Genomic DNA, 22,834 nt, shown 5'->3' with positions numbered 1-22,834 from the left:
AGTCACCGCGATAGTCACCGCGAAATGGTGGTGATCACGACCAGGACACGGTGTTCATCTGGGTGGTCAGGTCGAACGACGCCGGTCAGTGCGCCTGCTGGCGGGGGAGCAGCACCTCGCGGTAGATCAGCAGCAACCCCGCGGCGACCGGGATCGCCATCAACGCGCCCAGCACCCCGAGGAGAGTGCCTCCGGCCAGCGCCGCGACGACGGTGATCGCTCCGGGCACCGAGACGGTGCGGCTCATGATCCGTGGGGCGATGACGTAGTTCTCGACCTGTTGGTAGACCACGTAGTAGATGGCCACGATGATCGCGGACTGGGTCGAGTTGAAGAACGCCACGATGACCACGATGATCGCGCCGATGGTCGCACCGACCATCGGGATCAGCCCGAAGAGCCCGACGGTGACCGCCAGCACAGCGCTGTACGGGACGCCGACGATCTTCATCATGATGTAGCTGCAGACCGCGTTGAGCGTCGCGACGCCCACCTGGCCGAGGAAGTATCCGCCCACCCGCTTGCTGATCTCCTCGGACAGGAACGTCACCCGCTGGCGCCTGGTCCGCGGGATCATCCGATAGACCGACGCCTTCGCCGTGGGCAGCGAAGCCGTCAGGTAGAGCGTCAGTACCAGCACCGTGAAGGCGCTGAACAGCCCGGAGGCGACGGCCTTGCCGGCGCCGAACACCCCGCCGAACAGCGAGGTCCAGAAGTCCTTCTGGTGCAGCTGGTTCTGGATCTGCTCGATGAAGTGGTACTGGTCGTCGAGCTTGTTCAGCTGGTCGTTGCGCTGCAGCCGGGACACCAGGTCGGGTGCGTTGTTCGCCAGCTCCACCGCCTCCCTGACCACCGGCGGTACGAGCAGCGCGATGATCCCGACGAACAGCGCGATCACGGTGAGGAAGACCACGGTCACCGACGCCCCGCGCTTGAGGCCACGGGCCTGCACAGCCTGCACGACGGGGTCCAGCCCCAGGGCGAGGAACAGCGAGATCGCCAGCAGGGTGAGCACCGAGGAGAGCTGCGAGACCAGGCCCAACAGCGCCCAGCCCAGCAGCGCGCCGATGGCACCGAAGAAACCGAGGTAGAAGGGCGAGTGCCGGTTCAGCGGCGCGCCGGGGATGCCGAACGTGCTGTCTTCGCCGCCGACGGGAGCGCGCGCGGCGGCGACAGCATGCTCACCGACAGCCTGCTCACCGACAGCCTGCTCACCGACAGCCTGCTCACCGACAGCAGCGCCGGAGGTCTGCGCCGCCTGGGACGTCGTCTGCGCCGCCTCGGTCCCGGCGGTGGCCTCGAGCTCACCGGCCACGGCTGTGGGCTCGTCGTCCGGCGTGGTGTTCTTCCTGCGGATCATCTGGCTCCTCCCGTCGAAGGAGCCTAGGGGGTCAGACGTCGCGGAAGCGGTTGATCAGCGGCAGCAGCGCTTCGCGTTTGGCCGTGTCACGCACGCCGAGGCCTTGCTGCGGGGACAGACACAGGACGCCGACCTTGCCCTGGTGCAGGTTGGCGTGCACGTCCTGCGCGGCCTGGCCGACGTCGTCCAAGGGGTACACCTTCGACAGGGTCGGGTGGATCAGTCCGCGCTTGATCAGGTCATTCGCCTCCCAAGCCTCGCGGTAGTTCGCGAAGTGCGAGCCGATGATCCGCTTCAGGTTCATCCACAGGTAGCGGTTGTCGTACTCGTGCAGGTAGCCGGACGTCGAGGCGCAGGTCACGATCGTGCCGCCCTTGCGCGCGGCGAAGACGCTGGCCCCGAACGTCTCCCGGCCCGGGTGCTCGAACACGACGTCGACGTCCCGCCCGCCGGTGAGCTCGCGGATCCGGGCGCCGAACCGGCGCCACTCCTTCTGGTCCTGGGTGCGCTCGTCCTTCCAGAACCGGTAGTCCTCGGCGCGCCGGTCGATGACCAGCTCGGCGCCCATCGAGTGGCAGATCTGAGCCTTGTCCTCGCTGGAGACCACGCAGACCGGCGTCGCGCCGGCGGCCAGCGCCATCTGGGTGGCGTACGACCCGAGTCCGCCGGACGCCCCCCAGATCAGCACGGTGTCGCCGAGCTTGAGGCCGGCGCCGTTCTTGGAGATCAGCTGCCGGTAGGCGGTGGAGTTGACCAGCCCGGGGCTGGCCGCCTCCTCCCAGGTCAGGTGCGTCGGCTTGGGCATCAGCTGGTTGGCCTTGACCAGGGCCAGGTGCGCCAGCCCGCCGAAGTTCGTCTCGAAGCCCCAGATCCGCTGCTCGGGGTCGAGCATCGTGTCGTTGTGACCGTCCGGGGACTCCAGCTCGACGGACAGGCAGTGTGCGACCACCTCGGTGCCGGGCTTCCACGAGTGCACGCCGGCGCCGGTGCGCAGCACGACGCCCGACAGGTCCGAGCCCACCACGTGGTAGGGCTGGTCGTGCTTGGCGGCCAGCGGCGACGTCCGGGCGTAGCGCTCCAGGAAGCCGAACGTCGGCACCGGCTCGAAGATCGACGTCCAGACCGTGTTGTAGTTGATGGCGCTGGCCATCACGGCCACCAGCGCCTCGCCCGGGCCGACCTCGGGCAGTGCGACGTCCTCGACGTGCAGGCTCTTGCGCGGGTCCTTGTCGCGCGACTCGACGCCCTCGAACATGTCGACCTCGTCCTTGTGCACGGTCACGGCGCGGTAGGACTCGGGGACCTGCAGCGCGGCGAAGTCCTCGGCGGAGGTGTCACCGGCGGTGATGGCGTCAAGGATGTGCTGCACGTCGTCCTCCAAGGAGTGGCGGGGCTGGCGACGACGTTACTGACCGGTTACCGCCAGGGGCAGGTCTGAGGTGGCGATGTGAGGGACGACACGCCTCTCAGTGCGCGGCCGGCTCGACCAGCTCGACGAGCACCCCACCGGCGTCCTTGGGGTGCACGAAGTTGACGCGGCTGCCCGCGGTGCCGCGCCTTGCGGTGTCGTACAGCAGGCGCAGTCCGCGTCCGCGAAGCACCGCGGCGACCGCTTCGACGTCCTGCACCCGGTAGGCGACCTGCTGCAGGCCGGGGCCGGAGCGGTCCAGGAACTTCGCGATCGTGGACGCCGGGGACAGCGGCGCCAGCAGCTGCACGCACGACCCGGAGTCGCCGACGGCCATCATCGCCTCGCGCACCCCCTGCTCCTCGTTGACCTCCTGGTGCACCAACCGCATTCCGAAGCCGTCCCGGTAGAACGCTATGGCGGCGTCCAGGTCGGGGACCGCCACCCCGACGTGGTCGATCGCGGTGAACAGGTGGGTCGGCAGGCTCGCGTCGGTCATGCCCGCAGGCTAGGCGGACGGCACGTGCTCGCGGAACGGGGAAGGCCGCAGTGTGGCCAGCGCCACGCCGCCGCCGCCTCCCAGCCCGGTTAGGCTGGAGGGCGCGCGACAGCGACGTCGCGCCGAACGTCGATGCCTGGAGGCCCTTCGTGTCCGCTCAGCAGTCCGCGAACCCGCGCACGTCCGTCATCGTCGGGGGAGCCCGGACGCCGATGGGACGGCTGCTCGGATCCCTGTCCGGGTTCAGCGGCGCCGAGCTCGGCGGGTTCGCCATCAAGGGCGCGCTGGACAAGTCCGGCGTCTCCGCGGACGCCGTCGAGTACGTGATCATGGGCCAGGTGCTGACCGCGGGTGCGGGCCAGATTCCGGCCCGCCAGGCGGCGCAGAAGGCCGGCATCTCGATGAACGTGCCGGCGCTGACCATCAACAAGGTCTGCCTGTCCGGCATCGACGCCATCGCGCTGGCCGACCAGCTGATCCGCGCCGGCGAGTTCGACGTGGTGGTGGCGGGCGGCCAGGAGTCGATGAGCCAGGCGCCGCACCTGCTCGAGAAGTCCCGCACCGGCTTCAAGTACGGCGACGTCACCATGCGCGACCACATGGCCTACGACGGCCTGTGGGACGCGTTCACCGACCAGGCCATGGGCAACCTGACCGAGTCCGCCAACGTCGCCGACAACGAGTTCACCCGCGCGGAGCAGGACGCGTTCAGCGCGCGCAGCCACCAGCTCGCCGCGCAGGCGTGGAAGAACGGCCTGTTCGACGACGAGGTGGTCTCCGTCGAGATCCCGCAGCGCAAGGGTGACCCGGTCGTGTTCAAGGACGACGAGGGGATCCGCGCGGACACCACCATCGAGACGCTCGCGCGGCTGCGGCCGGCCTTCAGCAAGGACGGCACGATCACCGCGGGCTCGGCGTCGCAGATCTCGGACGGCGCCGCCGCAGTTGTCGTGATGAGCAAGACCAAGGCCGAGGAGCTCGGTCTCAGCTGGCTCGCCGAGATCGGCGCGCACGGCGTCGTCGCCGGCCCCGACTCGACCCTGCAGAGCCAGCCGGCGCGCGCCATCGCCAGGGCCTGCGAGAAGGAGGGCATCGCACCGTCCGCCCTCGACCTGGTCGAGATCAACGAGGCGTTCGCCGCCGTCGGACTGGCCTCGACCCGCGAGCTCGGCCTCGACGCGGACATCGTGAACGTCAACGGCGGCGCCATCGCGTTGGGCCACCCGATCGGCATGTCGGGCGCGCGCATCGCGCTGCATCTGGCACTGGAGCTCAAGCGCCGCGGTGGTGGCGTCGGCGCGGCCGCGCTGTGCGGTGGCGGCGGCCAGGGCGACGCGCTCATCGTGCGCGTCCCGCAGGCCTGAGTCCGGTCGAAGACACCAGCCGGTGGCGCGCGCGGTCGACGTCCCCGCCCTGGTCGAGCAGGCCAGGGCGGGCAGTCCGCGTGCTGTCGCGCGGCTGATCTCGCTGGTCGAGGATGCCCACCCGGCGCTGCGTGAGGTGATGGCGACCCTCGCGCCGCACACCGGCAACGCGCACGTGATCGGTATCACCGGCAGCCCCGGGGTCGGCAAGTCGACCTCGACGTCCGCGCTGGTGAAAGCCTTGCGCGGTAGGGACTTGCGGGTGGGAGTACTGGCGGTGGACCCGTCGTCCCCGTTCTCCGGCGGCGCGCTGCTCGGCGATCGGGTGCGGATGCAGGACCACGCGCTCGACCCCGGCGTCTACATCCGATCGATGGCCAGTCGCGGGCATCTCGGCGGCCTGTCCTGGGCCACCCCGCAGGCACTGCGGGTGCTGGACGCGGCGGGCTGCGACGTCGTCCTGGTCGAGACCGTCGGGGTCGGGCAGAGCGAGGTCGAGGTCGCCGCCATGGCGGACACGACGCTGGTGCTGCTGGCGCCGGGCATGGGCGACGGCATCCAGGCCGCGAAGGCCGGCATCCTCGAGGTCGGCGACATCTTCGTGGTGAACAAGGCCGACCGGGACGGCGCGGACGCCACGATGCGCGACATCCGGCACATGATCTCGCTGGGGGACTCCCGCTCGCCGGGGGACTGGCGGCCACCCGTGGTCAAGACCGTGGCGTCGCGGGAGGAGGGGCTGGACGACCTGGTCGAGGCCCTCGACAAGCACCAGGCGTGGCTGGGTGAGACCGGGCACCTGCGCGAGCGCCGGCTGCGCCGCGCGGCCGACGAGGTCGAGGCGATCGCGATGGGCGTGCTGCGTGAGCGGATGGGCGACCTGCGGCACGGCCGAGGCCTGGACGAGCTCGCCGCCGAGGTCGTCGACGGCCACCGCGACCCGTACTCCGCCGCGGACACCCTCGTCGCCGCCGTCACCACCGACTGACCCGCGCCCCTCTTTGATGTTGACCACGTTAGGTAGGCGTATACCCACTTAACCAGGGTTCTGCGCCTCGAGAAGCGGGCCTTCACACACATAACGTGGTCAACGCCGGCCTCGGGTAGCGTTGCGCGGCATGAGCCTTGCTCGGGGGACGACGATCCAGGTCGAGGGCCTAGTCAAGTCTTACGACGACCTCGTCGCGGTCGATGGCGTGTCCTTCGACGTCGCTCGCGGTGAGTTCTTCGGCATCCTCGGCCCTAACGGCGCGGGCAAAACCACGACGCTGGAGATGGTCGAGGGGCTGCGCGAACCGGATGCCGGCACGGTGCGGCTGCTCGGTGAGTCACCGTGGCCGCGAAACCCGAAGCTGTTGCCTCGGATGGGAGTCCAGCTTCAGGCCTCGGCGTTCTTCGAGAAGCTGACCGCCCGCGAGCAGTTGCAGACGTTCGGTGCCTTGTACGGCGTACGTGGCTCGCGGATCGACGAGATGCTCGAGCTGGTCGGCCTGTCCGACAAGGCATCCACCCGTGAGGACAAGCTGTCCGGCGGTCAGCGCCAGCGGCTCTCGATCGCGTGCGCGTTGGTGCACGACCCCGAGCTGGTCTTCTTCGACGAGCCCACCGCGGCTCTCGACCCGCAGGCCCGGCGCAACCTGTGGGACGTGCTGCGCGAGGTCCAGTCCCGCGGCACCACCGTCGTCTACACCACCCACTACCTGGACGAGGCCGAGGTCCTCTGCGACCGCGTCGCCATCATGGACGCCGGTCGCATCCTCGCGATGGACACCCCGGCCGCCCTGGTCCGCGGCCTGGACGCCGACACCAGGGTCGCGCTTCCCGAGGGCGTGCTGAGCGCCGTCGAGGCTCGCGGGCTGCCTGGCGCGGACCGGGTCCAGGACGGCGAGGGCGAGCTGGTGATGAGCACCCGACGTCCGGCCGCCCTGCTGCAGGCGCTCGCCGAGCGGGACCGCCTCGACGGGGTGAGCGTCCGCACCGCCACCCTGGAGGACGTCTTCCTGAACCTGACCGGACGGGAGTACCGGGCATGACCTCGCCGTCCAGAACCGCCGTCGACCGTCCCGACGACAACGCGCCCGGGTACGCACGGGTCGTCGCGAGGACGTCCTCCTGGACCAGCCTGCGGACCCTCGCCCGGGCGATGATGCGCAGCTTCTTCCGGGACCGGATGGCGCTGTTCTTCACCTTCTTCTTCCCGCTGATGTTCCTGGTGGTGTTCGGGCTGATCTTCGCCAACACCGGCTCGAGCAAGGTCACGATCGGGGTGGTGGGTGACGGGGTGCTGGTACAGGGCCTGCCGACCAGCGTGCTGACCGCCAAGACCTACCCGAGCCTGGACGCCGGGATAGCGGCGGTCCGCAAGGGCGACATCCCGGCGGTGGTGATGCAACAGGGAGACACCCTGGTGCTGCGCTACGCGGCCAGCGACCCGGTCAAGGCGGCAACCGTGCAGGGCATCCTGAACGCGGTGGTGGACCGGTCCAACGTGGCCGCCTCGGGTCTGCCGCCGAAGCTGGACCTGCAGTCGCAACGGGTCGAGGACCAGTCGCTCAAGCCCATCCAGTTCACCACCGGCGGCATCCTGTGCTGGGGCATCGCGACGTCCGCGACGTTCGGTGCGGCGCTGACCATCGTCAGCTGGCGCAAGAAGCAGCTGCTGCGTCGGGTGCGGCTCTCGCCGGCACCGGCGTGGACGGTGGTGGCGGCCCGGGTCGGGGTGAGCCTGGTGGTCGCGTTCGTGCAGGCCGGCGTCTACGTCGGGCTCGCCATGACGCCACCGTTCGGGTTGAAGCTGACCGGCAGCTGGTGGCTCGCTGCCCCGCTGCTGGTCTGCGGCACGTTGGCCTTCCTGTCCATCGGGCTGCTGGTCGGGTCGGTCGCCAAGACGGAGGAGGCGGCCAGCGCTATGGCCAACTTCATCGTGCTGCCGATGGCGTTCCTGTCCGGCACGTTCTTCGACATCTCGGCGGCGCCGGCCTGGCTGCGCGGGATCAGCCAGGTCTTCCCGTTGCGGCACATGAACGACGCCATGCTCGATGTGCTGGCCCGCAACCAGGGCCTGCAGGCGGTCGTCGGGCCGTGCCTGATCCTGCTCGCCTTCGCGGTCGTGCTGACGGCGGTGGCTACCCGCTTCTTCCGCTGGGACGACGCTTAGGCAGCTTGCCGGCGGTCAGGTCGTCGGGTCACATCTGTTCGGGCGCGTCCACGCCGAGCAGGTCGAGGCCCTGTACGAGCACCTTCTCGGTCAGTCGCGACAGCGCCAGCCGCGAGTCGCGCAGCTTTGTCGACTCCGCCTTGAGCACCGGACACTCCTCGTAGAAGGTCGTGAACGCACTCGCCAGGTCGAACAGGTACGTCGCCAGCCGATGTGGTTCGAGGGTGATACCGACCTGGTCGACGACCGCGCCGAAGTCCAGCAGCTTGAGGGCGAGAGTGCGCTCGGCCGGCTCGGTGAGCACGATCGGCCCCTTCGGGTCGACGGTATCGGCGCGCCCCAGGATGGAGCGGATGCGGGCCGTGGCGTACTGCAGGTAGGGGCCGGTGTTGCCCTGGAACGCGACCATCCGATCCAGGTCGAAGGTGTAGCCGGAGTCGTGGCCGACCGAGAGATCGGCGTACTTGATCGCGGCGAGGCCGACCTTGTGCGCGATGTCGGCGCGGGTCTGCTCATCGAGGTCGGGCCGGGACTCGGCGACGACTGAAGCTGCCCGCTCCAAGGCTGCATCGACGAGCGACTGCAGCGAGACCAGGTCGCCCGTCCGGGATCGCAGGATCTTGCCGTCGGTGCCGACGACGTTGCCAATCTGGACGTGGACGGGCTCGGTGCCCTGTATCCAGCCGGCCTTGTCGGCAGCGGCCCAGCACATGCGGAAATGCAGGTTCTGCGGTGCACCGACGACGTACAGTGCCCGGTCGGCCTTGAGCACCAGGGAGCGGTACTGGATGGTCGCGATGTCTGTGGTGGCGTACCCGTAGCCGCCGTCGGACTTGCGGATGATCAGCGGCACCGGCTTGGCGTCACGGCCGGTGAATCCGTCCAGGAAGACGCACAGCGCCCCGTCGCTGATGGTGGCGATTCCCTTGGCCTGCAACGAGTCACAGACCTCGGCGAGCTGGTCGTTGTAGGCCGATTCACCGCGGATGTCGTCATCGGTGAGCGTGATGTCCAGCTCGCGGTAGACGCGGTTGAGGTATCCGCGGGTGAGCTCCATGATGCGGCTCCACAGGGCGAGGGACTGCGGGTCTCCACTCTGCAGCTCGGCTACCCGCGCGCGGGCTCGCGCGTCGAAGTCACCGGCGCCGAGCGCGGGTTCTGCACCCTCTGGGCCGTCGAACTTTGCCCGAGCGGCCCGGTAGAACGCGTTCGGGTCGGTCTCGAGCAGCCTCGCCTCGTCGCTGTCGGTGCCGACCTCCAGGAGGTGCTCGATCAGCATGCCGAACGGCGTACCCCAGTCGCCGAGGTGGTTCTGCCGGATCACGTTGTGGCCCAGGAACTCCAAGGTCCGCGCGAGCGAGTCGCCGACGACGGTCGTTCGCAGGTGAGCGACGTGCATCTCCTTGGCGGCGTTGGCCGCGGAGTAGTCGATGACCACCGTCTCCTGGGGCGGTTGAACGACGCCGAGCAGCGGGTCGTCGAGCAGCGCCGTGGCTTCGTCGCCGATCCACGAGGACTTCAGGGTGACGTTGAGGAAGCCGGGGCCGGCGAGGTCGACGCGGTCGATCAGGTCGGGCGCCTCGAGGTGCTCGGCGATGGCCTGGGCGACATCGCGCGGCTGCTTGCCGATCGTCTTGGCCAGGGCCATGGATGCGTTGACCTGAAGGTCGGCCGTGGTCTGCTTCTTGTTGGCCGGTCGGATCACCGGGTCGGCGTCGGACCACTGTGGCCCCAGTGCCGCCGCCATCGCCGCCTGGACGCGCGGGGTCAGGGCACTGATCGGATCAGCCATGCGCAAAGTCTAGGGCGACCACCCGCTTCGTCCGCAGCGACGACGCCTAGGTAGGTTGCCGGCATGCTGGTTGCCTTCTCCGTCGCCCCGTCCGGTTCCGGTGACTCCGTCTCGGCAGCCGTCGCGGCCGCCGTCCGCGTCGTGCGGGAGTCCGGACTACCGAATCGCACCGACTCGATGTTCACCACCATCGAGGGGGAGTGGGACGAGTGCCTGGACGTCGTCAAGCGGGCTTGCGAGGTCGTCGGCGCCCACGGTGAGCGGGTCTCGCTGGTGCTGAAGGCCGACATCCGCCCGGGCCGGACCGGCGAGATGACGGCGAAGCTGGACCGGCTCGAGGCTGCCATCGAGGCAGGGCCCACGGACCAGGGCTAGTGCCGTACTCGATCCGCGCCGCACGGCCCGGGGACGAGCACAGCCTCGGACCGGTGCACCTGCAGGTCTGGCGCGAGGCCTACGCCGGTGTCCTGCCGGCGCCGTATCTGGCCGAGCTGTCGGTCGAGTCGTTCACCGAGCGCTGGCACGAACTGCTGCGCAGTGAGGCCGACGGCACCGCGCCGCGCCGGACGTTCGTGCTGTGCGCGGACGGCGAGCCGGTCGGCATCGCGACCGCTGGCCCGAGCCGCGACGACCCAGCGGACCCCGCCTTCGAGCTCTACGCGATCAACGTGCTCGCCGCGCACCACGGCAGCGGCCGCAGCCGAGCGCTGCTCGAGGCCGCTGTCGACGCCGTGGCGCCCGACGCGCCCCTGAGCCTGTGGGTGCTGCGCGGCAACGACCGTGCGATGGCGTTCTACCGCAGGCTCGGCTTCGCTCCGGACGGGCGGACCAAGCCGCATCCCGGCACCGGCGTCATCGAGGAGCGCTGGGTTCGTTAGCACTGCGTGTGCATAGGCTCACGATGCGATCACGACTGCATCACGAAGCCCGCGCGCCGCTTTCCGGGAGGGTCCCGGTCGGAGAGGCTTGCCTAGTGACGGGACTGGTGGTTGCCCGACTGCGCTCCCAGCCCGCACAGGCCGCGCTCGTGGGCGCGCTCTCGGGCATGCTCGCGCTCACGGCGGTGCTGGGTGTGGCATACGCCCGGGCGGTCGCGGAGTCCGTGCAGCGCGGCACGTTGCTCGCCGCCACCCCGCACGACCGTGGTGTTGCGGTCAGCATGTCCTCCGACAAACCGCTCAGCCCGGACGAGCTTCGCGCGGCCATGCAGCCCGAGCTCTCGTCGTCCACCTGGCAGGCGTCGGTGGGGGGCGGCAGCGCCCCCGGTCTGGTGATCGGCAAGAACCCCACCCTCGTGCCCGTGATCGCCCGCGACCAGGTCTGCCGGCACCTGGTGATGTCCGCCGGCACCTGCTCGCAGGGCGACGGGCAAGCCGTGGTGTCCCGGACCCTTGCCGCGGACGCCGGGCTGAAGGTGGGCAGCCGGCTGGCCCTCGCCGACTCCTCGGCCGGGCAGAACCAAGCGTCGGCCGTCGTGACCCGCCCCGTCGTCGTGGGCATCTACGCGCAGGCCGAGGACACCGACACCTACTTCTTCTCCCGCCCGCTGGCCACCCACAGCCCGACCAGCAGCACGGGGGAGCAGCAGGTCCGTTCCGGCGACGCTGTCTTCGTCAACTGGCCCACCCTGCGCGCCGCTCCCTGGCGGACGCTGGAGAGCACCGTCGACGTCCCGCTGGCCGTCGACGGCCTCGACGTGCGCGACGAGCAGCGGGTCCGATCCGACCTGAAGGCGTTGCAGGCCAAAGCGTCCGCGGCGCACGCGAGCAACCAGACCCAGCTCCCGCAGCTGCTCGACCAGGCGTCCGCCGCGCGCGCCGACGCTCGGGCGCCGCTGCCGCTGGTCGCGCTGCAGGCGGTGCTGCTGGCCCTGGTCGTCCTCGCCTACGTGGCCGCGGCGACCACCGAGCAGCGCAGGCCCGAGGTCGCCCTGGCCAGACTGCGTGGGCAGCTGCCCAGCCACGCGGCCGGACTGCTGGTGCGCGACCTCGGCGGTGTCGTCGTGGTCGGCTGCGTCGTGGGCGGGCTGGCCGGATGGCAGCTCGCGCAGGTGGCCGCCGGGCACTGGCTGCTGCCTGGGATCCGCGTGGTGCCGAGCTGGCCGGAGGCGGTGGCGGTGCTGGCCTCGATCGCGGTCGGCCTGGTCGCGGTGGTATTCGCCGCCGTGCCGACGGTCCGCGAGCCGTTGGTCACGCTGCTGCGCTCGGTCCCGCCGCGCAGCTCCACCCTGCGGGCCGGGATCGTGGACGGTGTCGTGGTGGCCCTGTGCGTGGCCGGCCTGGTCACCCTGCTGGGTGACGACGCCCAGTCGCCGACCGCGCTGATCGCGCCCGGGCTGCTCGCCCTGGCCGGCGGGCTGCTGCTGTCCCAGATCGTCGTACCGGTGGCCGCTTGGGTGGGTCGTCGTAGGCTGCGCCGCGGTCACCTGACCACCGGGCTGGCCTGCCTGGCCATCGCGCGACGGCCGGCGCTGCGCCGACTGGTCGCCATCGAGACCGTCGCGGTCGCACTGCTGGTCTTCGCCGGGGCGGCGAGCGCAGTGGGCGCCGACCAGCGTGCCTCCGCCGCCCGGCGCACGCTCGGCGCCGAGGTCGTGCTGGACACCCAGCAGGTGGAGCCGCCGGCCCTGTCCGCCGCGGTCGCCGCGGCAGACCCGTCCGGTCGGTACGCCGCAGACGTGGTGCTGGCGCCCAGTCCGTCCGGGGCAGGGGTCAAGACGCTCGTCGCGGACCTGCCGAGGCTGAGCAAGGTGGCGTTCTGGGACGACTCAGGCCAGGCCGGGCACGGGGCGCCCGACCTGTCCAAGCTGAGCCCGAAGACCTCGCCACCGGTGCGGTTCACCGGAACCACCCTCACCGCCGACGTGGACTTCCGGTCGGCGCCCTTCACCCCCAAGCCCGAGGAGGTGACCGGCTTCTCCGTGCCCGAGGGCCTGACCCGGCCCATGCGGTTGACCGCCACGATCGTGCCGCCGTCCGGCCTGATCCAGCGGGTCGACCTCGGTCAGCTTCGCGAGGGCGACCAGCGGCTCACGGCACCGGTGCAGTGCGCGGGCGGCTGCGACCTCCGGATGATCGCCGCCGAGCGCGACCCGTCCGACCTCGGCACGGCGCAGCTCGACCTCACCGTGAACGGCCTGACCGCGAACGCCAGGGCGGTCGACCTCAAGGCCCGCGACGGTGGCTGGGAGTCGATCAGCTTCTCCCAGAACTCGGTGGAGCCCGCGGGTCAGGCGCTGCACGCCTCCCAGCGCAGCTTCGGCGACTCGATCCTGCTCGAGAGGCTGGACCAGCCGCTCACCATTCCGGTCGCGGCCACCAAGGACGTCAGCGCGTCCCCCTACGGGCAGGGCGCGATCAACGACCCCCTCCTGCCGGCCGACCGCCAGGTGGACGGGCCGGCGCCCACCGGCGGCGACAGCTCCTACGACGCCGCGGTCCGGCTGGACCGCGTGCCCGGCGCGGTCTCCCCGGCGCTGCTGCTTTCCGCCGAGCACGCCAAGCAGCGTTCCGGCCTGCTCGCGCCCACCGCCCGGACCCAGGTCTGGCTCTCGCAGGACGACCCGGACCGGCAGGCCGCGCTGGTGGCCGCGCTGCGCGGGCACGGCGTCCAGGTCACCGGCGTGACGCGGCTCAGCACACTGCAGGGTCAGCTGGCCCGACAGGGCAGCGGGCTGTCGTTGCACCTGACCCAGATGATCGGCCTGGTCGCGCTGCTGCTCGCCGCCGCGGTGCTCGCGGTGGCCGTCTCGACGTCCGGTCGGACCCGTGCGTACGACCTGGCCGGGCTGCGGGTGGTCGGCGTGGACGCTCGGACGGCGCGGCGCGCCGCGGTCAGCGAGCAGCTCCTGGTCGCCCTGGTCGGCGTCCTGGCCGGTGCGGCGCTCGGCGCCATCGGCGCCTGGCTCAGCCTGTCCCGGGCGCCCGGTCAGAGCGGGCTGCCCGCACCCGACCTGTCGGCCGGCTGGCCGTCCGTCCTCGCGGCGACCGCCCTGGCCGCCGTCGTGCTGGTCGCCGTCTGCGTCGGGCTCGGCGTCCGGCTCGGTCGGCAGGCCACCCCGGACCTGCTGCGGGAGGGCCTGTGAGCAGGCGAGCGGCCCGCCGCGGGCGGCCGCAGGGGCGGTTGACCGGGCTTCGCCTGGCCCTGCGCGGCATCGCCTACCGCCGGGCCACGGCGGCCATCGTGCTGGCGCTCGCGATCGTCGCCGCGACCGCCGCAGTCGTTGCCCCGCTGTACTCGCGCGCGGCGCAGGAGTCGATCGCCCGCGGCGCGCTCACCCGCTCGGACGTGTACGCCCGCAGCGTTCACGCGGACGTGTCCGCCAACGCGGCCGGCCCTCGCCTCGGGGGGCCCTCCGTTCTCGACACCGACGACACGTCACGCGCCCAGCAGATGGACGACACGGTCAACCAGCTCAAGGCGATGCTGCCGCCGCCGGTGTTCGGTACGCCCGTCACCTCCCAGCTGACGCCTTCGCAGACCCTGCCCACGAAGGGCCCCCAGGCCGGCGGAGCCGTCGTGGTCCCGCTGATGGACCGCGCGGGCCTGTGCGACCACCTGCCCGTCACGACCGGACGCTGTCCGACCGCGCCGACCGAGGTCGCGATGACCAGCCGCAGCGCTGAGCTGCTCGGGCTGAAGATCGGTGACACCTTCGACACCGGGCTCACCGACGTCCAGAACCCGGATGGCTCGCAGGGGACGGCGCACCTGACGCTGGTCGGCACCATGGCGCCGTTCGACGTGGCCGACGACTACTGGGTCGGGCAGAACCTGTTCCCCTACTACCCGATCGAGCGGCCGCACGGGCTGTCCGAGGACCCGGCGGTCACGGACTTCGCCTTCCTCGGCCCGGGAGGCGCCAAGAAGCTGCACGTCCTGTCGTACACGGTCGACGTACCGGTGGCGCCCGGCGAGATCGACCTGGCGTCCGCCCAGCACGTCTCGGACCAGGTCGTAGCGACGCGATCCGCGCTCGGCAAGCGGCTCGTCACGGTGACGAGCCAGTTGCCGTCGCTGATCGAGGAGTCGCAGCGGCGCAGCGACGTCGTGCGGGTCGCGGCGCCGCTGGCCGCACTGCAGCTGGTGCTGCTCGCCTGGGTGATCCTGGCCCACGTCGTCAGCTCGGCGACGCAGGAGCGCGCCCCCGAGCTGGGCCTGGCCAAGCTGCGCGGTCTGACTCCCGGGCGCACCGTGCGCTTCGGCCTGGCCGAGGTCGTGGTGCTGCTCCTGGTGTCCGCGCCGATCGGGTCGGTGCTCGGCTGGTGGCTGGTCCACCTGGTCGCCGAGCACCTGCTCGAGCCGGGCACCTCGCTGCAGGTGACCGGCTGGGTGGTGGCCTCGGCGCTGTTCGGTGTGGTCGGCGGCATCGTCGCGGCCGCGGTGGCGGCTCGGGGAGTCGCGCGCGGCCACGTCGCCGACCTGCTGCGCCGGGTCCCGGGCTCGAGCCGCACCCGCGGAGCCGGCGCGGTCGAGGGTGCCGTGCTCGCCCTGGTGGTGGCCGGCATCGTGCAGCTTGCGGTGGCGCCCGACGCGGCCCCCGGGCCGGTCGCGTCGGCCGCGCCGGGGATCATCGCCCTGGCCGGTGCCCTGGTCGCTGCCCGGCTGGTCCGGTTCGTGTCCCGACGCCGCACGGTGCGGTCCCTCGAGCGGGGCCGGCCCGCGGCCATCTACGGATGGGCCGGGGTGGCCCGCCGCGCCGGTACGGCCCGGACCACCGGCGTGCTGGCCGCCGCCATCTGCCTGCTGCTGATCGGCGTGCAGGCTTGGACCGTCGCTGCTCGCGAACGTGAGGCGCGCGCGCTCGCCGAGACCGGCGCGGCCGTCGTCCTGGACGTCCAGGCACCGACCGCGCGCGGGCTGCTGCCGGCAGTGCGCGCCGCCGACCCCGGTGGCTCGTACGCGATGGCGGTGCTCCGGCTGCCCCCGGACGACGACTCGAGCCCGTCGATAGCGGTCGACGGGACCAGGGCGCACGCCGTGGCCGGCTTCGCCGGTCGCGACCCGGACGACCTGGCCGCGATCCTCTCGCCGAAGCTGGTCGACCCGATCACGGTGCGCCCCGGGGCCTTCCGGGCCGACGTGGACGTCGCGTCGGTGCACAGCCCCTCCGACCTCGACCTGTCGGCCACGGTCGAGACCCCCGACGGCTGGACCGACGTCCGGCTCGGCGCGCTGAAGCCCGGCAGGCACTCGCTGACCGGCACCGTGCCCGACTCGTGCTCGGCCGGGTGCCGGCTGGTCGCGCTGACGGTCAGCCACCCCGGCCTGGACATCACCACCGGCGAGGTCACCTTCTCGCTGAGGGGGCTGTCGGCCGGTCCAAGCGCGGCCGAGCTCACACCGGTCGACGGCCGATTCACCGACCGCGCGGGTTGGCGCCCGCCGGTTGAGGACCTCGGGGGAGCCCGCGCGAGCCTGACGCCCGGCTCGGCGCTGAAGATCGAGGCGGTGACTCCGGTCGGCTTCCCGGCCCGGGTGATGCACGGCGACGCGCCGTACCCGGTGCCTGCGCTGCTCGGCGAGGACGCCGCGGTCACCAACGGGACCGTCGCCGTCACGGGTCCGGACGGCGTGCTGACCCGGGTCGGCGACGCCGGCCGGACCGAGTTCATCCCCCAGGCCGGCCGCGACGCGAGCATGGTCGACCTCGAGCTCATGCTGCGTAGCGTCGCCACCCCGCAGCCGACGGAGCAGCAGGTCTGGCTGTCCCGCGACGACCCCACCGCCGAGCGCTCGCTGCGCACCGCGCTGGCCGGATCCGGGGTGCAGGTGGTCGCGCGGACGACGGCCGCGCAGGCCGAGGACCAGCTCCAGAAGGAGGGCGCCGTCCTGGCCCTGCTGCTGTTCCTCGCCTGCGGTGCGGTCGCCGTGCTGGTCGCCACGGGGGCGCTGCTGGTCGCCGCGTTCGTCGGCTCGCGGCAGCGGTCGGTCGAGCTGGCCTCGCTGCGCGCGGTGGGGGTGCGACGCGGACTGCTGCGGCGCGGGCTGCTGGTGGAGAACTTGGCCGGCGTCCTGGTCGCGGCGGTGGCCGCGGTCGGCGCCGCCGCGGTGGCCGCAGTCGTCGTCCTGCCGGTGCTGCCGATGGCGGACGAGGACTCGAAGGTCCTGACGCCGGACACCTCGCCGAACCTGGTCGCCTTCGGGTGGACCGTGCTCGCGGTGTGCGCCTGGCTGGCGGTGCTCGCGGTCGGCGTGGCGGTGCGCCAGCTGCGCAGCAGCGGTTCGGAGCGGATCAGGGACGGTGGGCGATGAGACGTTGGGCACTGAGAGGAGTCGGCCGATGAGCGGACTGGACGTGTCGGCCCACGGGCTGGTGCACATCTACCGGCTGGAGGGCAACGACGTGGTCGCCCTGTCCGGGGTGGACCTGGACATCGCCTCGGGCGAGGTGGTCGGGCTGCTGGGTCCGTCGGGCTCGGGCAAGTCGACCCTGCTGAACCTGCTGGCCGGGCTGCTGCGCCCGAGCGCCGGACGGCTGCGGGTGGGCGAGCACGACCTGACCCGGCTGGACGAGCGCGGGCTGGCGCGGATGCGGGCCAGCGACGTCGGCATCGTCGTCCAGGGCGCCATGCGCAACCTACTGTCCTACGCCTCGCCGGTGGACAACGTGCGGTTCGCCCAGCGCGGGGCGCGCGCGGCCAAGCGCAAGGACCTGCCGGACCCGATGGAGGTGCTCGACCTGGTCGGGCTGGCCGACCACGCACGCACGCCGCTGGCCCAGCTCTCACCCGGCCAGCGGCAGCGGCTCGCGGTGGGCGTCGCCTTGGGCGCCCGGCCCGGACTGCTGCTGCTCGACGAGCCCACCAGCCAGCTCGACCACGAGGGTCGCGACGAGGTGCTGGCCGCCGTCGAGGACGTCAACCGGATCGTCGGGACCACCGTCGTCGCGGTGACCCACGACCCCGAGGTCGCGATGCGACTGCGGCGCACCGTGACGATCCGGGACGGCCGGGTGGGCGCCGAGGGACGTCGCGGCGAGGACTTCGCGGTCGTCGGCCGGGACGGCTCGCTCGCGCTGCCGCCGGACGTGCTCGAGATCGTTCCGCCGGGGTCGCTGCTGCGGGTGCACCTGGAGCCGGACGGCTCGGTGCGGCTGATCCGCGAGGACCATGACGAGAGCGCCGCCGGCGCCGAGCAGATCGACGGGGTGGCCGGATGAGCGAGCAGGTGCACATCGAGGCGCAGGGGCTGACGGTCGCCGTCGACGGTCGCACCGTCCTGGACGGCGCGGGGCTGCGCGTGCGCTCCGGTCAGGTGCTCGCGGTGACCGGGCCGTCCGGTGCGGGCAAGACCACGCTGCTCTGGGCGCTGGCCGGGCTGCGGCCGGGCGACTCCGGCAGCGTCTCGGTGGACGGCGAGCCGGTGCTCACCCGGGACGGCGCGGTGGCGCTCGGCGTGGTCGTGGTGCCGCAGGGCAACGCGTTGGCCACGGTGTTGACCGCGAGCGAGAACGTGGTGGTGCCATTGCTGGCTGCTGGCGTCGAGCCGGAGCCGGCCAGGGTCACGGCAGCGGCCGCGCTGGAGTCCGTCGGGCTGGGCAGCTCGGGTCACCAGCTGGTCGAGGAGCTCTCCGGTGGGCAGCAGCAGCGGGTCGCGGTGGCGCGCGGGCTAGCGCAGGCCGGTCGGGTGCTGCTGGCTGACGAACCGACCAGCGAGCTGGACGCCGTGAACCGGGGCAGGGTCGTCGAGCTGCTGCGCGAGGAGGCGGCCCGCGGTGCGGCCGTGGTGCTGGCCACGCACGACCCGGAGGCGGCCGCGGCCTGCGACGGAGAGCTGCACCTGGATGCCGGTGTGCCGCAGTGGGTCCGCCCGCTACCAGCCTGAGCCACGGTACGGTTCCGTTCGTGCCCAAAGCCTTGCGTCTCAGCTTCGACCCGGTCGCACGCGCCCAGCAGCTGTGGCGCGAGCGCTGGGGGGCGGACGACTCGATGGCCGCGGCGACGTCCGTGATGCGGGTGCAGCAGCTGCTGATCGCGCGGTACGACGAGGCGCTGCGCGCGCACGGCCTGACCTTCGCGCGCTACGAGGCGCTGGTGCTGCTGACGTTCAGCCGCACCGGGCGACTGCCGCTGTCCAAGATCGGCGAGCGCCTGATGGTGCACCCGACGTCCGTGACGAACATCGTGCAGCGCCTGGAGCAGGCTGGCCTGGTCGAGCGGACGCCCAACCCGCAGGACGGTCGCGGAACGCTGGCCGGCATCACCGACGAGGGCCGGCGGGTCGTCCAGGCAGCGACCGACGACCTGGTCCGGCTGGACTTCGGGCTCGAGGCTCTGGACTCCGCCGAGCGCGTCCAGCTCTTCGACCTGCTGCGCAAGGTGCGCGTCGCGGCGTCCGACTTCACCGACTGAATCCCCGCCTGCCGCCGCCCCATCCCCGCCCTCCGTCCGCCCATGCCCCACTTGTGGGGAGCTCTGGGGGTCTCAACCGGCCCGGAGACCCCAATAACGCGTCACAAGTGGGGGCCCGCTGGGGGCGCGCAGGGGGGCGCGCAGGGGGCGTGGAGGGGGCGTGGAGGGGGCGCGCAGGGGGGCAGGTGACAAGTAGTAGGACGTCCTAGTAAATTGGGGCCATGAGCGCCCACGAGGACAGCGACCCGATCGAGGCCGGACGACGACGCTGGCAGGAGCGGTACGACGCGGCCGCCCGCACCGGCAAGGTGCGCGACGCGGACTTCAGCACGCTGTCCGGCAGCACCCTCGAGCCGGTCTACGGGCCGCCGCAGGGCGCCGTCGACCCGCGCATGGAGCGGATCGGCTGGCCCGGTGAGTTCCCGTTCACCCGCGGCCTCTACCCGACCGGCTACCGCGGACGCACCTGGACGATCCGCCAGTTCGCCGGCTTCGGCAACGCGGAGCAGACCAACGAGCGCTACCGGATGATCCTGGGCCGTGGCGGGGGCGGGCTGAGCGTCGCCTTCGACATGCCCACCCTGATGGGCCGCGACTCCGACGACCCGATGAGCCTGGGCGAGGTCGGCCACTGTGGCGTGGCGATCGACTCCGCCGCCGACATGGAGCGGCTGTTCGCCGGCATCCCGCTCGGCGACGTCACGACGTCGATGACGATCAGTGGCCCCGCGGTCCCGGTGTTCTGCATGTACCTGGTGGCGGCCGAGCGGCAGGGAGTCGACCTCGGCGTGCTCGACGGCACACTGCAGACCGACATCTTCAAGGAGTACATCGCGCAGAAGGAGTGGCTGTTCGCTCCCGAGCCGCACCTTCGCCTGATCGGCGACCTGATGGAGTACTGCGCGCACAACATCCCGGCCTACAAGCCGCTCAGCGTCAGCGGCTACCACATCCGCGAGGCCGGGTCGACGGCCGCGCAGGAGCTCGCGTACACGCTGGCCGACGGCTTCGCGTACGTCGAGCTCGGCCTCTCGCGCGGACTGGACGTGGAGAAGTTCGCCCCGGGCCTGAGCTTCTTCTTCGACGCGCACGTGGACTTCTTCGAGGAGATCGCCAAGTTCCGCGCCGCGCGTCGGATCTGGGCCCGCTGGCTGCGCGACACCTACGGCGCGAAGACCGACCGCGCGCAGTGGCTGCGCTTCCACACCCAGACCGCCGGGGTATCGCTGACCGCGCAGCAGCCGTACAACAACGTGGTGCGGACGGCGGTCGAGGCGCTCGCCGCAGTGCTCGGCGGCACCAACTCGCTGCACACCAACGCCCTCGACGAGACGTTGGCGCTGCCCACCGACGAGTCGGCCGAGATCGCGCTGCGCACGCAGCAGGTGCTGATGGACGAGACCGGCGTGACCAACGTGGCCGACCCGCTGGGGGGCAGCTGGTACGTCGAAGCCCTGACCGACCGGATCGAGGCCGAGGCCGAGGCGATCTTCGAGCGCATCCGCGACCTGGGCGAGCGCGGCCGCGACCGGGCCGACGACGGCAGCGTCGAGCACGAGATCGGCCCGATCACCAGCGGCATCCTGCGTGGCATCGAGGACGGCTGGTTCATGGCCGAGATCGCCGAGGCCGCGTTCCAGTACCAGGTGTCCCTGGAGAAGGGCGACAAGAAAGTGGTCGGGGTCAACGTGCACACGGACTCCCTCACCCACGAGCTGGAGATCCTGCGGGTCAGCCACGAGGTCGAGCGTGAGCAGGTGCGCGTGCTCGGCCAGCGCCGCGCCGACCGGGACGACGAGCTGGTCCAGCTGCGGATCGCGGCCATGGTGGACGTCGCGCGCGGCGAGACGAACATGCTGCCGGCCATGCTGGACGCCGTGCGGGCGGAGGCGACGCTCGGCGAGATCTGCGAGGCGCTGAAGGACCTTTGGGGCGACTACCGGGAGCCTGCCAGGTTCTGAATGTTCGGTGAGGGCATCTGGAGGTTCGGTGAGGACGCCCGTTCCGATTCGAAGCAGCCCTGCGGCCGGGCTACCCTAGGGGACTTGCCCGGGCTGCCAGCCAACCGGTAAGAAGCGCCCTGATCCGAGCACGAGGAGCACTGAGTCGATGAAGCGAGCCATCACGGGGGCCCTGACCCTCGTCGGGCTCGTGCTGGTCATCCTCGCGGTGATGGGGGTCGTCCTGCTCGGCTCCAAGGGCACCTGGCGCAGCGCGGTCTCCGTTCCCGCCGGTCGCAGCGCCGTGGTCGTCGACCCCGCCCTGGCGGCCGTGATGGGCCCGCGCATCTCGGTGCGGGCCGACGTCGCCGACCCGGCGGACGACAACGTCCAGCTCTTCATCGGCCGCGCCCGCCCGGACGACACCCGCTCGCTGCTGGAGAGCACCGACCGGTTCCTGGTCACCGGCATGGACGGCGCGCGCGGGCTGGCCACCAGCCACCTGAACGGCAACGACCTGCTGCCTGCCCCCGGCTCCGTCGACATCTGGCAGTCCAGCGCCGCGGCCGCGGGCTCGGCAGCGCTCAGCTACCAGGCTCGGCCGGGGGCCGAGACGGTGGTGATCACCCGGGCCGACGGCAAGCCGTTGCCCGCGCTGACCCTTCGCCTCGGCTGGAGCCGGGTGCTCTGGTACTGGGTGCCGACGCTGCTGCTGCTGGCCGGGCTGGGGGCGATCGTGCTGGCGATGCGGATGCGCGCACCGAGCCGTCCCCCTCGCCGGTTCCCGCTCCCGGCGACCCGGCACCCCAAGCCCAAGGCGGCAGCCGCGGCCAGCACCACCAGCCGCTCGAGCGGCAAGCCGCAGCACGTCGGGCGCCGCAGGGCGACCCCAGCGAACGGAAGACGCCGATGACCCGTCGATCCACGCACCGGGCCGTCACGGTGTCCGTCGCGGCCGTCGCCGCGGCCGGCTTGCTGACCGGCTGCGCGCCGGCGGCCCAGTCGGTGCTCGGCCTGCAGGCGAACACCGCCGTGCTGAGCAGCCGGCCGGCGATCACCACCGAGCAGGCCACCCGGGTCTCCCAGCGCGCTCTCGGCCAGGCTCAGCGGGCGGACGCCCTGCGCACCCAGGACGCCGCGCAGACCGCGTTCACCGGCCTCGCTCTGCAGACCGCGCCGCCGCGCTACGTGGTCGAGAAGGTGCTCGACCCGTCCAAGAACACCTCGGGCGGCGCGCTGCAGCCGACCATCGAGCCCACCCGCATCGTGGTGACTGCTGGGCGAACCTTCCCGCGCACCGTGATCGCGGTCTGGACGCCGGACGGCGCGTCGACCCAGCAGATCGCCGTCCTGGACAGCCCCGACGTCCGGTCGCCGTTCCGGGTCTCGTCGCGGGTCGACCTGCTGCCGGGGGTCGGGCTGCCGGCCACCGCCCCGAACACCCGCGGCGCCTCGATGCTGCCGGCGGACGTCGCGGGCCTCGCCGCCACACCGACCGCCGCCGTGAAGGACTTCGCGGCCCTGCTGCAGACCGGCAGGCCGCAGAAGACCAAGTTCGCGGCCAACAAGGTGGTCACCGACGTCCGAGCCAAGGCCGCGGCCCAGGCCAAGAGCGTCAAGGCCGTCGCGGTGTTCACCCAGACCCACGCGCCGCAGAAGAACGGCATGCGGGTCTTCCGGACGGCGGACGGCGGCGCCGTGGTCGTCGCCGCCATCGACCGCCTCGACCGGTTCACGGTGCGCAAGGGCGCCGGCGTGATCAACCCGCCGCCGGCCTACCGGGCGCTCGGTGGCGGCATGAAGAAGATCACCAAGGTCGCCACCGTGCGCACCGTGCAGATGGTGGTGTTCGCAGTTCCCCCGCAGGGCAAGGGTCCGGTCCAGCTGCTCGGGTTCACCGAGGACCCGGTGGCCGTCACCGGGTCCTGAGCCCCGGTTGCCGTCTGACAGAATCGGACACC

18 protein-coding genes are annotated in these 22,834 nt (G+C 72.0%); 14 read left to right on the top strand and 4 right to left on the bottom strand.

The window, feature by feature from the left end:
* Nucleotides 1-85 precede the first annotated feature (85 nt).
* From ACPPVT_RS15295 to mce, 3 genes are all read right to left on the bottom strand, one after another.
* Entirely contained in the window at nucleotides 86-1,360 is a 1,275-nt protein-coding gene (locus ACPPVT_RS15295) for an AI-2E family transporter (protein WP_426561700.1), read from the bottom strand.
* Between the two features lie 31 nt (nucleotides 1,361-1,391).
* On the bottom strand, nucleotides 1,392-2,729 hold the full coding sequence (gene ccrA / locus ACPPVT_RS15290) for a crotonyl-CoA carboxylase/reductase (protein WP_426561698.1): 1,338 nt from the start codon (nucleotides 2,727-2,729) through the stop codon (nucleotides 1,392-1,394).
* Nucleotides 2,730-2,826: 97 nt separating this feature from the next.
* The gene (gene mce, locus ACPPVT_RS15285; RefSeq protein WP_426561696.1) at nucleotides 2,827-3,267 is read right to left on the bottom strand and encodes a methylmalonyl-CoA epimerase; all 441 of its coding nucleotides are present in this window, start codon (nucleotides 3,265-3,267) and stop codon (nucleotides 2,827-2,829) included.
* Nucleotides 3,268-3,479: 212 nt separating this feature from the next.
* Here mce and ACPPVT_RS15280 point away from each other — a divergent pair, with 212 nt between their 5' ends.
* From ACPPVT_RS15280 to ACPPVT_RS15265, 4 genes are all read left to right on the top strand, one after another.
* Nucleotides 3,480-4,631, top strand: coding sequence for an acetyl-CoA C-acetyltransferase (locus ACPPVT_RS15280; protein WP_426567171.1), 1,152 nt, complete (start codon nucleotides 3,480-3,482; stop codon nucleotides 4,629-4,631).
* Nucleotides 4,632-4,653: 22 nt separating this feature from the next.
* Complete coding sequence (meaB, locus tag ACPPVT_RS15275) at nucleotides 4,654-5,619, top strand: methylmalonyl Co-A mutase-associated GTPase MeaB (RefSeq protein ID WP_426561694.1); 966 nt, start codon at nucleotides 4,654-4,656, stop codon at nucleotides 5,617-5,619.
* 130 nt (nucleotides 5,620-5,749) lie between these two features.
* Nucleotides 5,750-6,664 carry an ABC transporter ATP-binding protein gene (locus ACPPVT_RS15270; RefSeq protein WP_426561692.1) on the top strand — a complete coding sequence of 305 codons (915 nt, stop codon included), beginning with the start codon at nucleotides 5,750-5,752 and terminating at the stop codon, nucleotides 6,662-6,664.
* On the top strand, nucleotides 6,661-7,788 hold the full coding sequence (locus ACPPVT_RS15265; RefSeq protein ID WP_426561690.1) for an ABC transporter permease: 1,128 nt from the start codon (nucleotides 6,661-6,663) through the stop codon (nucleotides 7,786-7,788). The genes ACPPVT_RS15270 and ACPPVT_RS15265 overlap by 4 nt, the downstream gene beginning before the upstream one ends.
* Before the next feature lie 28 nt (nucleotides 7,789-7,816).
* Here the strand turns inward: ACPPVT_RS15265 and argS are convergent, their stop codons facing one another.
* Complete coding sequence (argS, locus tag ACPPVT_RS15260) at nucleotides 7,817-9,580, bottom strand: arginine--tRNA ligase (protein ID WP_426561689.1); 1,764 nt, start codon at nucleotides 9,578-9,580, stop codon at nucleotides 7,817-7,819.
* Nucleotides 9,581-9,643: 63 nt separating this feature from the next.
* Between argS and ACPPVT_RS15255 the strand changes: the two genes are divergently transcribed.
* The 10 genes from ACPPVT_RS15255 to ACPPVT_RS15210 all read left to right on the top strand — a co-directional run bounded on the left by ACPPVT_RS15255 (nucleotide 9,644) and on the right by ACPPVT_RS15210 (nucleotide 22,802).
* Complete coding sequence (locus ACPPVT_RS15255; RefSeq protein WP_426561687.1) at nucleotides 9,644-9,955, top strand: thiamine-binding protein; 312 nt, start codon at nucleotides 9,644-9,646, stop codon at nucleotides 9,953-9,955.
* Nucleotides 9,955-10,458, top strand: coding sequence for an N-acetyltransferase family protein (locus tag ACPPVT_RS15250; RefSeq protein ID WP_426561685.1), 504 nt, complete (start codon nucleotides 9,955-9,957; stop codon nucleotides 10,456-10,458). Before ACPPVT_RS15255 ends, ACPPVT_RS15250 begins: the two co-directional genes overlap by 1 nt.
* A gap of 95 nt (nucleotides 10,459-10,553) precedes the next feature.
* Complete coding sequence (locus tag ACPPVT_RS15245) at nucleotides 10,554-13,664, top strand: FtsX-like permease family protein (protein WP_426561683.1); 3,111 nt, start codon at nucleotides 10,554-10,556, stop codon at nucleotides 13,662-13,664.
* The gene (locus ACPPVT_RS15240; protein ID WP_426561681.1) at nucleotides 13,661-16,834 is read left to right on the top strand and encodes an FtsX-like permease family protein; all 3,174 of its coding nucleotides are present in this window, start codon (nucleotides 13,661-13,663) and stop codon (nucleotides 16,832-16,834) included. The genes ACPPVT_RS15245 and ACPPVT_RS15240 overlap by 4 nt, the downstream gene beginning before the upstream one ends.
* 28 nt (nucleotides 16,835-16,862) lie before the next feature.
* Nucleotides 16,863-17,741 (top strand): ABC transporter ATP-binding protein, encoded by an 879-nt coding sequence (locus tag ACPPVT_RS15235; RefSeq protein WP_426561679.1) that lies wholly within the window; start codon nucleotides 16,863-16,865, stop codon nucleotides 17,739-17,741.
* Nucleotides 17,738-18,406: an ABC transporter ATP-binding protein gene (locus ACPPVT_RS15230; RefSeq protein ID WP_426561678.1), complete on the top strand. Its 669-nt coding sequence runs from the start codon at nucleotides 17,738-17,740 to the stop codon at nucleotides 18,404-18,406. Before ACPPVT_RS15235 ends, ACPPVT_RS15230 begins: the two co-directional genes overlap by 4 nt.
* Before the next feature lie 20 nt (nucleotides 18,407-18,426).
* Nucleotides 18,427-18,933 (top strand): MarR family winged helix-turn-helix transcriptional regulator, encoded by a 507-nt coding sequence (locus ACPPVT_RS15225; RefSeq protein ID WP_426561676.1) that lies wholly within the window; start codon nucleotides 18,427-18,429, stop codon nucleotides 18,931-18,933.
* A 221-nt stretch (nucleotides 18,934-19,154) separates the two neighbouring features.
* Nucleotides 19,155-20,894, top strand: a complete 1,740-nt coding sequence (locus ACPPVT_RS15220) for an acyl-CoA mutase large subunit family protein (RefSeq protein ID WP_426561674.1) — start codon at nucleotides 19,155-19,157, stop codon at nucleotides 20,892-20,894.
* A gap of 148 nt (nucleotides 20,895-21,042) precedes the next feature.
* Nucleotides 21,043-21,786 carry a hypothetical protein gene (locus tag ACPPVT_RS15215; protein ID WP_426561672.1) on the top strand — a complete coding sequence of 248 codons (744 nt, stop codon included), beginning with the start codon at nucleotides 21,043-21,045 and terminating at the stop codon, nucleotides 21,784-21,786.
* The gene (locus ACPPVT_RS15210) at nucleotides 21,783-22,802 is read left to right on the top strand and encodes a hypothetical protein (RefSeq protein ID WP_426561670.1); all 1,020 of its coding nucleotides are present in this window, start codon (nucleotides 21,783-21,785) and stop codon (nucleotides 22,800-22,802) included. Before ACPPVT_RS15215 ends, ACPPVT_RS15210 begins: the two co-directional genes overlap by 4 nt.
* Nucleotides 22,803-22,834: the final 32 nt, after the last annotated feature.

The sequence above is a fragment of the Angustibacter sp. McL0619 genome (genome assembly GCF_049994355.1).
Classification (GTDB): domain Bacteria; phylum Actinomycetota; class Actinomycetes; order Actinomycetales; family Angustibacteraceae; genus Angustibacter.
This window is presented reverse-complemented; position numbering and strand designations above follow the sequence as displayed.